This window comes from Desulfofalx alkaliphila DSM 12257 (genome assembly GCF_000711975.1).
Taxonomy (GTDB): domain Bacteria; phylum Bacillota; class Desulfotomaculia; order Desulfotomaculales; family Desulfohalotomaculaceae; genus Desulfofalx; species Desulfofalx alkaliphila.
Window position 1 is genome coordinate 1 of the sequence record NZ_JONT01000031.1, and the last position, 16540, is coordinate 16540.

At 35.4% G+C, this 16540-nt stretch carries 14 protein-coding genes; 6 read left to right on the forward strand and 8 right to left on the reverse strand.

Annotation, left to right across the window (positions count from 1 at the left end; translation table 11 throughout):
* Positions 1-231: helix-turn-helix domain-containing protein (locus tag BR02_RS0111810; protein WP_031517349.1), on the reverse strand; the 231-nt coding region annotated here is incomplete at its 3' end.
* Positions 232-291: 60 nt separating this feature from the next.
* Here BR02_RS0111810 and BR02_RS0111815 point away from each other — a divergent pair.
* The 4 genes from BR02_RS0111815 to BR02_RS0111830 all read left to right on the forward strand — a co-directional run bounded on the left by BR02_RS0111815 (position 292) and on the right by BR02_RS0111830 (position 6435).
* Positions 292-4302, forward strand: a complete 4011-nt coding sequence (locus BR02_RS0111815) for a ferredoxin reductase domain-containing protein (protein WP_031517351.1) — start codon at positions 292-294, stop codon at positions 4300-4302.
* A 1105-nt stretch (positions 4303-5407) separates the two neighbouring features.
* Positions 5408-5623 (forward strand): hypothetical protein, encoded by a 216-nt coding sequence (locus BR02_RS0111820; RefSeq protein ID WP_031517353.1) that lies wholly within the window; start codon positions 5408-5410, stop codon positions 5621-5623.
* A gap of 91 nt (positions 5624-5714) precedes the next feature.
* Complete coding sequence (locus tag BR02_RS15495) at positions 5715-6128, forward strand: hypothetical protein (RefSeq protein ID WP_031517355.1); 414 nt, start codon at positions 5715-5717, stop codon at positions 6126-6128.
* Positions 6112-6435, forward strand: a complete 324-nt coding sequence (locus BR02_RS0111830; RefSeq protein ID WP_031517357.1) for a hypothetical protein — start codon at positions 6112-6114, stop codon at positions 6433-6435. The genes BR02_RS15495 and BR02_RS0111830 overlap by 17 nt, the downstream gene beginning before the upstream one ends.
* 368 nt (positions 6436-6803) lie before the next feature.
* On the opposite strand, the gene mcrC is transcribed toward BR02_RS0111830, so the two are convergent.
* The 7 genes from mcrC to BR02_RS0111865 form a co-directional block, all read right to left on the reverse strand.
* Positions 6804-7811, reverse strand: a complete 1008-nt coding sequence (gene mcrC / locus BR02_RS0111835) for a 5-methylcytosine-specific restriction endonuclease system specificity protein McrC (RefSeq protein ID WP_337999144.1) — start codon at positions 7809-7811, stop codon at positions 6804-6806.
* Positions 7812-7830: 19 nt separating this feature from the next.
* Positions 7831-10440 carry an AAA family ATPase gene (locus tag BR02_RS0111840; RefSeq protein WP_031517361.1) on the reverse strand — a complete coding sequence of 870 codons (2610 nt, stop codon included), beginning with the start codon at positions 10438-10440 and terminating at the stop codon, positions 7831-7833.
* A gap of 16 nt (positions 10441-10456) precedes the next feature.
* Positions 10457-11056, reverse strand: a complete 600-nt coding sequence (locus BR02_RS15775) for a hypothetical protein (protein ID WP_207641026.1) — start codon at positions 11054-11056, stop codon at positions 10457-10459.
* Positions 11057-11093: 37 nt separating this feature from the next.
* Complete coding sequence (locus BR02_RS0111850) at positions 11094-11858, reverse strand: restriction endonuclease subunit S domain-containing protein (protein WP_207641027.1); 765 nt, start codon at positions 11856-11858, stop codon at positions 11094-11096.
* 9 nt (positions 11859-11867) lie between these two features.
* Entirely contained in the window at positions 11868-12488 is a 621-nt protein-coding gene (locus tag BR02_RS0111855) for a restriction endonuclease subunit S domain-containing protein (RefSeq protein WP_031517364.1), read from the reverse strand.
* A gap of 2 nt (positions 12489-12490) precedes the next feature.
* The gene (locus tag BR02_RS0111860; protein ID WP_051688301.1) at positions 12491-14845 is read right to left on the reverse strand and encodes an N-6 DNA methylase; all 2355 of its coding nucleotides are present in this window, start codon (positions 14843-14845) and stop codon (positions 12491-12493) included.
* Positions 14846-14916: 71 nt separating this feature from the next.
* The gene (locus BR02_RS0111865; RefSeq protein ID WP_031517366.1) at positions 14917-15123 is read right to left on the reverse strand and encodes a helix-turn-helix domain-containing protein; all 207 of its coding nucleotides are present in this window, start codon (positions 15121-15123) and stop codon (positions 14917-14919) included.
* Between the two features lie 161 nt (positions 15124-15284).
* Between BR02_RS0111865 and BR02_RS0111870 the strand changes: the two genes are divergently transcribed.
* Together BR02_RS0111870 and BR02_RS0111875 are read left to right on the forward strand one after the other, a co-directional pair.
* Complete coding sequence (locus BR02_RS0111870) at positions 15285-16220, forward strand: hypothetical protein (protein WP_238442467.1); 936 nt, start codon at positions 15285-15287, stop codon at positions 16218-16220.
* A gap of 103 nt (positions 16221-16323) precedes the next feature.
* Positions 16324-16540 (forward strand): helix-turn-helix domain-containing protein (locus BR02_RS0111875; RefSeq protein WP_169738612.1); only part of this gene is annotated, 217 nt, incomplete at its 3' end.

Sequence of the window (16540 nt, forward strand, 5' to 3'; positions counted from 1 at the left end):
GCTAATGTCCGGGAATTCTCGAAGCCAGCTAAGGATAACATCCTGGTATTTGTCTAGCTTTTGTGAGCGTCTACCACTTTGTTGCAATAACTCAGCATATCCTTCAGCATCCAACTCCCAGTACTTGCTAACAGTTTTTACATTAATGCCTAACTGTCTGGCCACTTGGGACTTATTAAATCCCTTGTTTCTAAGTTGATAAATCTGAGTATACATTTTCCACCTCACCATTCTATTCACTCCCCTTCAGTCTGATATAAATATACCAGTTGACTAAAGAAGAATGGTATTGTGAACTGGAAAAAATCATCCGTTTTTAATGGCCAAAATTCGTCCCTTTTAGTTTACCACTTACAGGGGTTTTATGAAAATAGAAAATCTTATTTAAATCTATTAGTTCTATTATTTGAATCAAAAAGATATGATGAGATTTTAGCATATTGTAGTAAAGAGTTTGTAGTGGACAGTATATTTTATGGCAACAACATTAGTTCTCTGAAACGCAATTTTGAGATATTAATAAAAACTGCTTGCATTCAGAAGGATTATGGCTCCTTAATTGTTTGTACTGAGTTAAGTAATATGATTTATAGTTTAGAATATTCCTTTGATGAAAATTCAGAGTTATATTATTGGGCATTAGGTTTGATTCACGGTTTTGATACGCTTAGAAATACATTATTATATGAAGGCAAAATGGCTCTTGATCTGGATAATGGATTGAAAGTCTGTTATCTATGCTCAAAAAATGATTTTATTCCGGAATGGGCTCCATATATAGAATTATTAGTTGAATCTAAAAAATTAAATTCAAAAAATAGAAGCAGTTTAGAAAACGAATTAGAAGATTATAGATACTATATTTGTGCATGCTTAGATATGGATTGGAAGATGGAAGGTGTACTTTCTAATATTTGCAGCAAACAAGCGTTTGAATATAGAAAAATAGTAATTGAGGAATATCATAGAAGGGACTTGCTTGATAATCTTATTGAGATTATTAGAGTGATACCTAATAACAAATATTGGGAGCAAAGTCTATCTAATTATTTAGGTAATGAAAGCATTGATGTAAGTTTTATAACATCTGCATTTGAAAAATTAAAAGTTTCAGATTCATATTCTGAAGAAACAATGTCATCATTAAGGTTCTATGTAGATAACATTAAATACATAATAAAGCATAAAGAGCGTGAGTTAGATAGGTTCATTGATGAAATAAAGGATCGAAATTGGTATTATAACTGGTTGATATTTATTGCTGAAGTTAACAGAGTTATTCTAAAAAAAGATTCAAACAATAAAGATTTTGAATCTAATCTTTGTGATGCATATTTATGGCTAATTAAGGATGTAGCCCCTTTCAAAGGAAAACCCAGGACATGTGACCTATACAATTATGAAAGTATTATTTATGAAACAATCAAGTCACCAATGGCTTATATAAAAACAAAAGAAGCATGGAAGAAAATAATAGAAATTATTTCGACAATGTCTGCAGAAACCATGACTTCATTACAAGGATCAACAGGAGGGCCATTGCCAACATACAAATTATTAAATCTGTTCTTAGAAATTGCAAATGAACATAATAATAAAGTTCTTATGGATATTTTCAATGAAAAAATTTCAAGCGAAGATAAATATAGATTTTATTCTTATCTTGCAGATTACAGTTTCAAATATGCTATTCTTCTATCTAAAGCCAGAAAAGAGGATGAAGCACAGAAACAATTTAGAGAAGGTGTAAAGTATTTATTGTCATACTCCTTCCGTAAGGATCGCACACTAAGTCATCTTCTTGATAGTGTAGAAAGCACATATATGGTTAATAAAGAGAAAGGTCTGCAAAATATATTAAGGTTGAAAACATTGGCGGATGCTGTTGTATACCATACAGATGGCAGAAGCACCAAAACATATCAACGTGAATGGTTTGAAATTCTTGCTAATACAAATATAAGCATTGCATTAACATATTTAAAAAATGAACTTACTTCATATGTGGCACATTGGGTATTTGAAGATAGTTTGGAGTATTTATTGGTTGCATGTAACAGTGAGATTTCACCTAGAATAGAGAATGCGATATATAAAACTTTCCCCAATAAAACTTCCGAAAGGTTCATTGAAGTATATGTTAATAACATTGAATGGCTAATCGATAATAACTTTTTGCCTCAGGCAAGAAGGTCTGTTGCTGAATTAGTAAGCCGTTTTGGAATTGAAGGAAAGGTACATATTTATAATTATAGTTTGGCACAACGATTAAAAAAACTATGTGAGATGTTTAATATTGATTGGTATGATAATATTTATTCAAATATCGAAAGTTTAAAGGTCAGAAACTATTCGAAAAATAATCAAATGCAAGACATGTCTATTAGCCGATTGAGTTTTGATGAATTTACTAATGAAGATTTAGTGCTTTATATTAAGGAGAATGGTATTAGAAATGGTGATTGGCAAGGACTATACTACTACTTAAGTAAAATCCAACACTTAAATGATGAATCTAAAATGTTTTTAAGTAGTTTAATTAAGAATTGTTTTGACAGAATTGATGATGAATTTTCAAAGAAAAAACTAATAGATATTTTCGACAGCCTTGAGTTGAATAATGAAATAAAGGCATTTACTTTCATGCAGATGTTCTTGGTGCATAGAGATGGTTGGTATAGTAGATTTACAGAGACTGAATTATTTAAAAGAGCACACGAATATGATTCTCAAGTGGCTGAAAAACACTTTTTTGAGTACATCTATAATAATTTATGCACTGTTGATTACTCATTAGCGGTTGGGGGTGAAATAATTAACTCTTTAACAGCGGTAGATAAAGAAAATGAAGCCATATTAGATTACTGGGATAAACTTTTTGATATTATAAATTATAGATTGTCTGGTCAGACTGATTTTGATTGGAACCATATAATAACTAAATCAAATCAATTCGATGATGAGGAAAAACTAATATCTATACTTTTAACCAGGTTAAAATACGGAGAAGCAAATAGATATAAATGGATTATTTCTGAATTAGATGATTTGCTAAATGATAAACATATAAGAGAAAAGTTTGTAAAACCTTTTATTCAATTCCTAAACGAAAGGGAGAAATATATTGATTATGCATTAACTATTCTGTTAGTACTCATAAAAAATCATTTTACAAATGATGAAATAGAGAAGTCTGGAATAAAGGATTCACTGAAAGGTATAAATACAAGCGGGAATGCATTAATTGATTATTTGATTAGAGTAATCCTTAATATAGACAAAAATAGAATTTATTTAAATTATAGTCATAAGTATAAATATGATGATGAGAGGACTAATTATTTTATTGACCAAATTAAAGGGATTGATAATAGGCTATCGCTATTAGAAAAGCGAGGTGTAGATATTGGCATTATTATTCATAACTATGTACAACATATTTTTTGCACTGAGTTTGTAGAAAAGCATCGGGAAATTTTATTTGATAAAAAATATAGTACACTTGTGCCGAATGTTTATTACTATGATATATTAACGAAATATATGGCAAATGAAATTGATGAATTTATAAATAATTATTCGGGGCATGAATATTTAAATGAAATTGAAGAGGAGTTATTTGGTATTGTACTAGATAATATAAGGTTAATAGTCGCACAAAATAATTCTATTATACCTAGGCCTAAAAATCTAAAACTACCTGAATATGTTGATGATAATATATCAGAAGTAGAATTAAGTGACTGGATAAGAATTGCTTATTATGAAAAATGGTTCTACAATTTTGGTGAATATAAACAAAACTTTGGTGAAAACCTAAAAGCAGTAACAATACTTTCTGGAATAGGATTTCATGAAAGAAATGAAACAATACCTTTCTATAGTTTAAGAGACGAATACACTTTATTCGATGAAAATTATGTTAGATATATTTTTTTAAACAATTTATCCAAATTAGAGTATTTTCTTACTTCAAATGTTACACTCCGTGAAGAGCCGTATTTGACTTATAAAATGAGACAATATTTAGGTGTTACTAACGAAGTTTTATATCTTCTAGGAATAAAAATAATAGAAGATTATGATGGGATTGTTGGAGTTACCAAAGATGGAGAGATTGTCTTAAGATTTTCTAGGTGGGATGTATGTTTTCAAGATCCAGACAATGATGCAGATAGAATCCCATATTTAATAGGTAGTCAACTACTAATGAAAAAAAGTAAATTTCTTGAATTATGTAGGTTGGTTAGGAAAAAACCATATCTGTATACAAATAAAATTGATCTGCATATGAATGATTAGTTAAATGTTCCTTGTTTATTTACACTCGAGTTTGTTTACAATTACAAAGTTTGCTTATCGCAATCGCCAACCGTCATGGGGTACATTCCCTTTGGCGGTTTTTTGTATTCAAAAATAGATATAGAAATAAATAAAAATATGCTAAACGGACGTAGTTGTAATCCCTCGAAAGCAAGTAGAATTCCGATGTGTAGGTGGTTTCGATATTTCCTCCCTAAGGTTATACCCTGCGTATGAATACTCATTACCTTCCACGAGCAAACTTTGTCATTCTTCACTGCTCACGAGCAAACTCGCTTGTCATTTTCTCATTTTTTATATATTTTTTTATATTTTTTAAGGTAATAAAACCAGCGAGCAAACTTTGTCTCTCAAAGTAACTTATGGGCGAGAAGCATTGCAACCACTCGCTTACCAGACGAGCAAACTTTGTCACTACGTGAGCAAACTTATTTGTAACTGGACAAGAGGTGTCGACATACACACGAGTTTGTTTACAATTACAAAGTTTGCTTATCGCAAGCGCCAACCGTCAGGGGGTTCATTCCCTTTGGCGGTTTTTTGTTGTGTAAAAAAGCATATAAGAATGTATAAATTATTAAATCCGGACGCAGTTTTAATCCCTCGTAAGCCTGTATAATTCGTATGTGTAGGTGGTTTCGATATTTCCTCCCGTAGGTTATACCCTGCGTATGAATACTCATTACCTTCCACGAGCAAACTTTGTCATTCTTCACTGCTCACGAGCAAACTCGCTTGTCATTTTCTCATTTTTTATATATTTTTTTATATTTTTTAAGGTAATAAAACCCGAGAGCAAACTTTGTCACTACAAGGGAAGAAACAGCGAGAAGCCTTGCAACAACTACATTTCATCACGAGCAAACTTTGTAACTACGTGAGCAAACTTATTTGTAACTGAACAAGAGGCGTTGGCTTATTTCAAAACTACAAAGAATATTCACGAAAAAGAGCGTCAGACTGGGAAACCGGCCTGGCGCTTTTTATTTGTGAAAAACAATATCCTCCCTATGCATATGGTAGCTACATAGGGTCCAAAAAGCAGTATTAACGCTTAATAAAGGCGATAAAAAGGGGCCTTTCGATGGAGTTAAAAATAATAAATCAAGAATTATCAATAAGCAAAGTAGCAGATTTATCACAAGTAGATTATTCAGATAAATTTTGTTTTATTGGCAAGACAGATGAGGAGTTATCCTTGGTGTGCAGCACAGAATTAGAACTCCAAAATGCAGTTGAATGTGATAATGGCTGGAAGGCCTTTAGAACAGAAGGGGTATTAGACTTCTCTTTATGCTAATTCTTTATTGTCACTCGCCACTGGACGGCATATTTTAAATTGAAGCCCCCTTGCTTTTGGCGAGGGAGATGTAAGAGGGAGGATTAAAAACATGCTAAATTATAAAAGACTAAAGTTTTGGGCATTTGTTTTTTTAATTGTTTTTGTAACAGTAATTGGAATTGGATTGATGTCAAATCCTAAAACTGTAGGAATAATCGGAGACGCAGATGAAACAACTGTTAGCCCCCAAAATGGAGTTGTAATAGCTGAGTCAGACAGGGTCACATTATATGCAACTAATGTAAAAGAAGATATGTATGAAGGAATTACTGTACTAACAAAGGATAAAAGCAAGACATTTTCATGGGTTAATGTGATGAATCCGACTTATACACCAACCATAACTATTACAGATAAAGATAATGATGGTAAGGACGAAGTAATTATTATATTAACAACAGGGATATGGTACTGGCCTTTTACAGCAGGAAACCCATATTTTAAATATGGAGGACTTAAATGAAATCAATCTTCAAGACCCCATTGAGGCAATCAATAAAAAAATAACTTCGACTATTGCTAAGAACGAAGGTAATGTAGAGGTGACAATAAAATGGGATGGAAGTGTTATTGAAAAAAGATACAATGAATCAGATGCCGGTATATGGTTTGATAAAGTTACATTCGGTTTAATTATTAAGTATGAAATTATTGCCAACAAGATAACTGCAAGTGTACCTGGCGCTGTATCTCCTTCAGAGTTTCCCGTAACAGTACTTGTTGAATATGGACCAGACCTTGAAGTCGATACTATTTCAATCCATGATTGATATTTTCCGTCTACCCATACAGTCAAAAGTGCCGTGGATATGTTTATAAGAACGGACACACTCAAATGACATTCGTTCTGTCATATCAATCCATGTGGAGTGTGTAACATTGATGTCAAGAGTTAAGAAATAAAAAACTGAAAAGCTTGTAAATAAAGGGTTTCCAGACATTTAGCTTTTCTCAAGGCCGATCTGCCGGATGTGGCAATGTCAGGGAACCCTTAATTTTATTGCTTGTGGGAACATATCAAAAACCTTGAAAATTTATAGTTGAGTTACCAGATTAGATAACTGCTTATTTTTCAAGGGGTTGAGGATATAGGATGGATGTATTACTGCTTATTATCTTTATGCGATAAAACACATGATTATAATAACATCTTTTCTACTATTGCGTTCAACTGTTTTGATATGTTGGAAAAGTCAGTATTCAAGTCCAAAGTTTTAACGCTAATACGATTACCGCCGATAATATAATCGTTGTCCGGTACAATATCTTCATCAGTTTTGGCATAAAGCAAAAGGCCGCTTATATTTCCCGAACGAGCTAAATCCATGTTTTTTACATAAGTAAATATCTGATACAAATTGTGAGAATGGATTGTTTGGCTGTTGAACAAGCTGTTTATCTGCATGGTCTTCTCATAGTATTTTGTGTCTATAATGAGTGTTTTGCCCCGATATCGAAGAGTTATATCTGATTTCATAGTAGGTAAATATTCTATTTCTCCACCGTCGACATCCCAGTCAATAATGGTGGATGAAGCATTAAACTGGGGATAATGCCTACGATAATATTCCAACACAAATTTTTCATAAAGCCTGTGCATACGCTGGTCGTCTACATAGCGGGCCAACTTTCGGGAACCGTCCTGCTCGGTCATTAGCATACCTTCGATAACTAGATAGCAGATATTCAGCAGCATTTTATAGGTGGCATTATTCCTATGGTATCTGATACTCGACCATTGAATTCTGCGCGGATTTATTTCATCAACATTACTGAAATAAAGCATTGTTTTCCTTAAGGCTTTTTTATGCTGCGTTGATACTTCCGGACAGCGTATCAAAAGCATTGCAGTGGTTTTGAGAATTTTATTCAAGTAACTGTTTTCTGTAAACTCATCATAATCACAGACCAGTTTCTTTTTAAGCATGGAATTCTGTACAATGGAGGCTGAGACATTGATTTTACCTGCAGGTGAAATAACGGCTTTTGTTTTGCTGATATACTCCCTACTTAATCCCCTTTTGATTTGGCTGGCGATACCTTTGGAAAGAATTGCTGCAAATAAATCAGAAGTATATTCGAAATCTTCAGTTGCTACTTGTTTATAGCCTTCTTCATTTAAGACATGAAAAGCATAAGCAAGCATATAGTATATATTTTGAATTCTAATCATACAAAGCCTCACTCAGCCTTTTTGTCCACTGTTCTATTTTGGATGGTTCGTCAAACCAATATTCGTTTAAAAGAGGCAACAATTCATACTTAATAACGGATTCCAGCCATTCGTCGGTTACCTCACTATTTGTGCACAGATAACTGTGTCCAATTCTGAACCCACTGCCAAGGGATTCATCCTTGCAGATAAAGTCATTCAAAGCTTTAATTTGCTCAACCAGGGCATTAAACTTGGGGTTGTTTGCTTGCTGTATAATTTTTTTAAACCCTTCAGAGTCAAAAGCAGGCTCGAGTTCAAAGAAAGCGAATCTTCTTCTCAAAGCATAATCGATTATGGCAAGGCTGCGGTCGGCAGTATTCATCATACCGATAATGTAGAGATTTTTGGGAACAGAAAATAACTCGTTGGAGTAAAGAAGGCGTAGTTTTTCACCGCGTTTTTCCTTTTCTATAAGCATCATCAACTCACCAAAAATTTTGCTTACATTGCCGCGGTTAATTTCGTCAATGATAAAGAAATAATCCCGTTCATCGTCATCCTGTGCTGTTTTGCAGAACTGGTAAAAAGGCCCGGGGGTAAGCTCAAATCCGTCTTTGGTTGGCCGGAATCCCATAATAAAGTCTTCATAGCTGTAACTTTGATGGAATTGAACCATCATAACCCGGCTTGTATCTTTTTGCCCCATTATGGAAAAAGCAAGTCTTTTGGCAGCAAAAGTCTTACCAACGCCGGGCGCTCCTTGCAGGATGATGTTTTTCTTGGTTATTAAGAGATTAACCAATGTATTATAACGTTCGGCATCCATGAAAACTTCACTGAGGAAGTTATCTTCGGTGTAGGACTCATACACAATTTCTTTTACTTCAATATCTACAGAGTCATCATCAATAAAGAGCGCTTCTAGTTTTTGTACATAATCAGTATAAGGAGTTATGTCGGTAAGGGTTTTCATGACAGCTTGTCCCGGGTGTTCCCACTCCCCGTTATGTGTCCATTTGATTTTACGAATATGTTTATACTCATCGCGGTCTGCATCAAAAATATAGCCGGATTCAACTATGCCGCGTCCGATTACTTTATGCATGCCTTTTTTTGCATAAACAATATCGCCGACTTTAATCTCATTAGCAAACTGCCATGTGGCAAGGGCTGAGTTAATATATGAGTATTCAGCGCCATACAGTTCCTTCATTTTGGCTTTCATGGCATCTTTGCTGGGGTATTGTTTAAGGTCACCTAATTCATCCCATCCAATACCCATAATTCCTTGAGAGTAAAACTCTTCCCATTTGGAAGAATTGCTGCCGGGGGCATAAATCCAGTATCGTCTTAAAGGGGCTGATGTTTCATCTGAATTCTTTGGCTCTATACGTATATAGGTGCCGTTGATAATGCTGTCTATAACATCGGCCTGCTCGGAAGTCAATCTAGAATTTGTTACATTTGGGAAAGAAATAATATTTGCGTTTTTTAGGCGTTCATCCGCTAAGAAATCTTCTCTCTTAATAACAGCATCCGTTATTTTTTGGGTAAGTTCAATATCTACGACAAGACGTTCTCCTGTACTTATATCGCCAGAAAGATCATAGGGGTCAGGCTCATTATTTTCCCTGATTTCTGGGTCACAGAGAATAACTCCTGAAGCAACAATGCCACCCTCAGGGCCTGAAACCCATATATAAGCGCGATCGCCTTTTTTAATCTGATTATGGTATTGCTTTACGCTCCATGTTACAACATCAAGATCCTTAATAGCACCCATAACATCATAGTATTTGGGATTACCTTGAAAAATCCAGCCTATTTTTTTATTAGCGGTTGAAGTGATATTATTATTCCGTGCTCCCGAAGTTGTTGTAGCCCATGCTATGTGGGACAGTTCGGGAAAACTGTGATAAGGACTGTCGCTCTTTGCAAAGATTTCTTTACATACAGTAATGAGATCTAAATAGGTTTTTGCACTTGGAAGCTGCTTCAAGTTAGAAATTTTGGTAATATTCGCGTAATAAGGAGAGCTATCCTGTGTCAGATAACTTCTGTTACGATCATCAAGGTTTAAGTAGGAAAAGGGGCGTACCCAATACAGTCCCATAGTTAAATTCCACTTAATTCCAAGTTGCTTTCTTACTTTATCATAACAGGCTATAAATGCTGACTTGGAGACTTCTGACGGATTGTCTGCATAGTTTAATCCGGCTTCAAATGTGTCCCATAGGTTGGGAATGTCATCTTCTTTTCGCTTACTTTTACCGGCGAAAAACCAAGCCTTCATGTTGTTAAGTAGCGGAATGCCGTCAAATTCTGTAGGCACTGAAGTCTTAACACCGAGTTTACTGCCAATGCCTTTCATCAAAGCAATACGATTTTCATTGGAAATTCCTTTATTGAAACAGCCAAATACGGTAAACGGGCAAATATCGTCAATCAGCATACCGTCCTTTTCTATAAACGGATAGCGCAATCCTAAATCGTTATAAACGTCTTTTAACAACTCAAGAAGGTGCGAACGATTATTTTTATATGGCAACAGTTTATCAGCAAACTCCATATAAAAAGAAGTCCAGGCAAATTGATTTTTTAATTGAATATTTGAATCCATATCTTTGCACCTCTAATCATCTAATTATAGGCAATCCGTATTTATGAAACGCCGCAATCAATTTTTCCCAATGGGGTGGATAGGCATTACTGCCATAACGCTTAATTGTTGTACCATTATCAAATGTAACATTAAGCTCCCATTGAGTTCCATCCAATACATTCTGGTTAATATAGCAGCTTTTCCAATCAATGAAATAACATCTAAGTAAATCTTTATTAAATTCAGCCCATTTATGGACTATAGGAATTAAGGAAATATTACAGTCTGCTAACTCAGATTTAATATCAATATAATGACTGTCTGATGCCACATGCCTTAATATTTTGCCATACTTTTGCTCATGCAAATATATCCAGTGGGATGTACCAAAATACCCGCCAACATAGAAATATAATTCTCTAACAAAAGCAGGTTTGGTAAAGTAATTACCCCCAAAGTCTTTTCCACAAGAATTACAATGGTGGGTAGGAGAAGGAATTGCAATACAGCATCCTCCAAGCACTACTTCCTTTTTATCAAGTTTATTCTGCAATTCCTGTGTCATTGCAGGCATACCCCATAATATTGTTGCCGTATTCTTTGAGCCACAGCGTGGACAAATTCTTCTTGGCAAAACTATCACCTTCATTACTTTGCTGAACGCATTATATTTATTTGCATAAAAAGTCCATTGCCTGCTGTTCGCCATATTCTATAGCAATTTCCACTGCACGTTTGGCTTTTTCAAGCAGTGTTTTTGCTTCACGCCTCGCTGCGTGAGATTGCTGAACTAACGCTGAGATTTCTTTTTCCCTATCTGCCAATAGGCGTGGTATCCATGTCTTTTGCACTTGTGATGGTTTCCAATGTTTTATAATTGAACCACCAACACTTTGTTCAATTTGTAATTGAACAAATATAGAGTTAAGTACGAGCTCAAGGTAGTATGGTGGTATATCTTCAATAAGTGAAAGCCGCAAAATTCCACTTGCAATAATCCCTTGTACAGATTCATCTAAAAAGTATGCAATCCCAGGCGTAGCGTCTTTTGATAGAAGTATTTCTCCTTGTTGAGGCTCATACTTTTCTCGTAAAACATTGTAGAGTTCGTTACTTATGAAGTTAACTGTGTCATCAACTATTCCATGTTTACTAAGATTGCTCACACGCAAAAAGGGAATACCCGATTCTGTATAAGCTGAGCTCCCGACTTCAATCCCTTTAGTATAAAGTGTAATCTTGCCAAGCAGCTGAAGGTAAACATTTGAAGGTAGTCTATCAAACATTTCCTTATACTTCGGTTGAAAATGTTCTGCATCCATACGACTTGCTTTTGCAACCTGGCTGAAGCTTCTCACATAAGTGAGCGTATGCCGGGGCTTCCAAGAATGTAAGCCGAGTTCGGAAAGTAGGATTTGTTCGGCTTGAAAATACAAGTTTTCTGACTATTGTAATTTAGTTTCCGAATTTTGAACCAGACAAGCAATATATTCTTGTATATTGGTTAATAACGGTACTTTTATCAGGCCAATTTGCCATAAAAACACATGCTGTTGAATACTTCCTACAGGAAGGCGTTGAGTTTGGAATCTACCATATTTTGAATTAAGAAATGTAGAGAGTAAGTAAGGATTAATAATGTCAGCAACTGTTATTTTCGCCAAATCTTGGCTTGAGTTAATAGGGTATTTCCATTTATCGCTAGCAACGCAGGAGTTTCCAACCGAACCTGACATAGCTAATAAGACATTTCGTGGTTTAATCTCTGATTTCCAAAGTAGTTTATGAGCGTCTTTAGTTATTCTTACTACATTTGAAAAATCTGCATATCCTTCTTTTATGTCAATTGCACGTAGAAAGGGTATGCCTTTTTCTTGATATGTAACTTGATTCATTAGAGAATAAGCACCAAAACTCTTAATTGACTTTACGAGTTTCTTTAGAGGTAACGGATTTGATGCTAGTAATATTTCTTCAAGTTTAGCATATTCTGGACGATAGTATTCAGCATCAATTCGAGTACCGCATTCCAATTCTTTTTTTGAAACAATTGATATTACAGCCATTTTTACTCCTCCGTCCAAAAATCAAATCCCTGTTCTTTTGCAAAAGCAATAAAAGCCTCTGCAATTTCATCAAGGTCGTGGTCAACGATTAGGTGACCATGTTCATCCAGCATCAATTCGCCGTTTCCATCTTTCTTGTAAATCGGTTCACCGCTGTTGTCTTTACCACCATTTTCAGATACTGCAAAGAAAATCGGATAATCAAGTTCTTCTGCGGCTCTATCTGATAACCATGTCTCCCTATATCGAGAAAGCAATTTTTCATCATCAAGTAGATACTTAATCTGTCCTTTAATAGAGCGTGATGCCAGTTTACGTTCAGCCTCTGCCAATGTCCTTTTGAGTGCAGCTTTTCCTTTTGCTCGTCCTGGCATTGCGGCAAGTTGCGCTTTAAGATTTTCAATGCGCTCTTGAAGTTCATCGTCGCTTTCGGTCTGTGTTTCTTCGTTTTTGATTTCATCTCCATTATTTTCTAATTCGACGGTATCGTCTTCTTCAAATTCAGCTTGCAGGAACGACATCAAAAGCGGTGGTAAGTCGTCTTCGGTCAGTTCCTCTCTTTCGCTCAAGGTTCTAATTTCGGCATAATGATTATCCCATTCAGCTATATGCCGATTCTGCACTTCTCGTATATTGGCTAATTCTTCATCAGTATATTTTTGCAGAAAAACAACGCTGGTTTTTGTACCGGTATGCGGCTTAAAAGTATTAGGATGTAAGCCAACGACGGCCAAGATACGAGCTTTACTGAAAAGAAAGTTACGGATAAATAAGTCGTTCGTATTATTGAGACGGCCTTGCGGCAGTACAATTGCCATTCTGCCTCCGGGCTTTAGAAAATTAAGGTTGCGTTCAATAAATAGAATATCTCGCCCTATTTTAGAGACCGTCTTACCATTCTTTTCTGCAAGTCGGTATTGACGCAAAATTTCACGCTCGCTTATGCTACCCGCAAACGGTGGATTGGTCATCAGTATATCAAAATCAAAGTATTGAAAGTTGCGTTGGTTAGCTTCGTCTTGCTCGTAGTTACTAAATCGGGTTAACAGCGGACGAAAAGCTGCTTTGCCTTCTTCACTCCATTTGGGCGGATTTAGGCTGTTAAGTTCATACACATTTGACTTGCCATCGCCTGCAATTAAGTTAAGTGCTTTGGCAATTTTAACGGCTTTAGGACTTGAGTCAATGGCATAGACCATTGAACCTGCATATTCGCTGATAGCAGGAGGGAATCCATTAACAGTATATTGTTCGCCAGCAATCCAAAAGATGGTATGAACGGTAAAACCTGAAGAACCACAAGCAGTGTCAATTACCCGTTCGTGGATTTTAGGATTAAGCATTTTTACGCACATATCAATTACCCAACGTGGGGTAAAATACTGCCCTTTTTTACCTTTAGCAACTTCTGTAATTAGATATTCAAAGGCTTCATCAATTACTTGAAGGTTAGCATTAAACAGTTTGACATCCTGCAAGAATGAAACACAAGTAAGCAAATGTTCAGGCTTTAGGCGGATTTTTTCATCTTGTCCAAATATACCACGCCATTTATCCTTTGCTCTATTAAATAAACCATTTATTTTATCATAGAGTTCTCGCGGTGATTCGCCATAGATGCGAAAATGTATCTTATGGTTTCGTGTACGGTCATTTGCCGCTGCCCATTCGTCGTATAATTTTGCATAAATCAGCTTAAAGACTTCATCAAAGGAGTCATCAATTCCCTCAGCATTAGCCAAAACAAGGTCTTCAAGATCGAGTATGATTTTTTTAAGAGAAAGACGTTCTTTCACTAAACGGTTTTCTTGTTTGAGTTTGTCTATCGTCCATTGCTCAGTGATGACATCTTGAAGCGTTTGATCTACTGTGGGTATTGATGAAATTTGCGAAAAAATGTTTGGCTCTTCTCGATGAAGGATAACCAATTCTTCACCGTTCGACCATACGCCTATGGGTGAGCCTTCAGCATTACAGTATGACTTTAGTTGTTGAAGCCCATCTTTACGTTTGGGCTTTTTAACTTCAAAGATTATGTATGGGTGTTCACCATCGGTTTGCATAACAACAATATCTGCGCTTTTGTCACTAACGCCTGAGCCAAACCAAACCGCATATTCAACTTTTATGCGCTCTTTTGGATAATGATACTCTTCCAGCAATTTTTTTATCCAAAGCTGACGAACGATTTCTTCCGGTTTAGCAGGACGATCTTTATCGCTGGCAAGGCATTTTAGATAAGGCTTGCCGTTTTTTTCAAATAACTGTGTTTCAAGCCATTTGATATATTCGGTTTTAAATAATGTTAATCTGTGTTTCGTTTCTTCACTCTTAAAAATTTCATCAATTCTAAACAAAAAAATCACTCCATTTAGTAAAATAGACATTATGCAATTTTGTTTGGCTAAACTGTTTTATTGAGCTAAATTTAGTCATCATCAATAATTTCCATAATATCGGAAATATCACACTTTAATGCCTTGCAAATCTTCACAAGCACATCGGTCGTAACATTTTCGTTTTTACCCAGTTTTGCCATAGAAGATGTACTAATACCAGCCGCTTCTCTTAAATCTTTCTTTTTCATATCTTTATCAATTAAGAGTTTCCATAGTTTTTTATAGCTTACGGCCATAATTGTCACCTCGCTCGCTATAAAGAATATCATAAAGTAAGCTGAAACACAATAAAAATTTGAGACCGCAAATTAATTATTGTGTTTTGCGAAATTCATGCTATAATTTACATAAGGAAATATCTGGTCTGTATGATGAAATGTTATTATGGAGGTACGGTATGGCAAGCGTCAGCTCGTTCAGAGATGTTATTGCAAATATATATTATAATGAACTCTTTGACGCATTGTCCGAGTATATTGAGGACAACCCGGATAAGCTTGAATCCAACTCTTACCGAGTGCAATCACCGGATGAAGCGGCATTATCCGACTTTGACATCATAACGATAGACATAACCGACTCGCCGGGCAACAGTATTTTATTTGATATAATTGTTTCTGCAGAAGTTGAAATAGCAGAAACAGTGCGAAGGAATCGCGAGACTGATGGTATAGAACAATGGTTCCGTATCTCCTGCAGAGCTGACCTTGATGACGGAATTCAGAATTTTCAAATCAAGTCTGTTTCAATATACAACAAGTACAGAGAGAGCAAATTAGGCAGACTGTCTGAGTATTTAGTGCCAATTATAGAAAAGGAACAGTTTGACGATGTTGCTACTGAATTTCTGAATGAGTTTTGCCCGGAGGCATTGAGTACTCCTATGCCCATTCCAGTAGATGAAGTAGTGAAAAGAATGGGGCTTAAGGTTAAGGAAATCCAGCTAACAAAGCATTTCACTATATTTGGTCAAATAGTCTTTGGCGATTGTACGATAGAGTATTACGACAGAAATGAAAGAACATATAAGCCTTTGGAAGTTTCAAGAGGAACAATTCTCGTGGATCCTAATGTGTATTTCATGCGAAACGTAGGGTGCATGAACAATACCATTATTCATGAGTGTGTTCATTGGTATAAGCATAGAAAATACCATGAGTTAGTTAAGACATATAACAGCGATGCTTTGCTCATAAGCTGCAGAGTAAACGAAACAACCAAATACAAAAAGCAATGGACGCCAGAAGACTGGATGGAATGGCATGCTAACGGAATTGCACCACGAATCCTTATGCCTAGATCAATGACCATTAAAAAGATTTCATGCTTGTAATAAAATAAAAGTACACCAGGATAATAATTGAAAAATACACCACTAAAAAGTAAAATACCCTCTGTAAATAACTTTATGGAGGGAGCAAAACGGAGTGATAACTTTGAGTGAAAAGCAGCATATTGTTATCTCCGCTTTTAGAGATGGGAAATCATTAAGAGCAATTTCCAAAGAAACTGGTATCAATAGGCGGACTGTAACCAAATATGTGCGGGATTATGAAGAAAGGCGTAATCAGCTATTACAAGCAGATAATAACATTGATGTAAAAGAATTAACTGACTATATAGTTGAAAAGCCTAAATACAACAGTGCTAACC

Excerpts from the sequence above, each read along its gene's own strand:
- BR02_RS0111820 (WP_031517353.1), top strand. The coding sequence starts at position 5,408 with ATGGAGTTAAAAATAATAAATCAAGAATTATCAATAAGCAAAGTAGCA.
- BR02_RS15495 (WP_031517355.1), top strand. The coding sequence starts at position 5,715 with ATGCTAAATTATAAAAGACTAAAGTTTTGGGCATTTGTTTTTTTAATT.
- BR02_RS0111830 (WP_031517357.1), top strand. The coding sequence starts at position 6,112 with ATGGAGGACTTAAATGAAATCAATCTTCAAGACCCCATTGAGGCAATC.
- mcrC (WP_337999144.1), bottom strand. The coding sequence starts at position 7,811 with ATGCTTGCTTATGCTTTTCATGTCTTAAATGAAGAAGGCTATAAACAA.
- BR02_RS0111840 (WP_031517361.1), bottom strand. The coding sequence starts at position 10,440 with ATGGATTCAAATATTCAATTAAAAAATCAATTTGCCTGGACTTCTTTT.
- BR02_RS0111855 (WP_031517364.1), bottom strand. The coding sequence starts at position 12,488 with ATGGCTGTAATATCAATTGTTTCAAAAAAAGAATTGGAATGCGGTACT.
- BR02_RS0111865 (WP_031517366.1), bottom strand. The coding sequence starts at position 15,123 with ATGGCCGTAAGCTATAAAAAACTATGGAAACTCTTAATTGATAAAGAT.
- BR02_RS0111870 (WP_238442467.1), top strand. The coding sequence starts at position 15,285 with ATGGCAAGCGTCAGCTCGTTCAGAGATGTTATTGCAAATATATATTAT.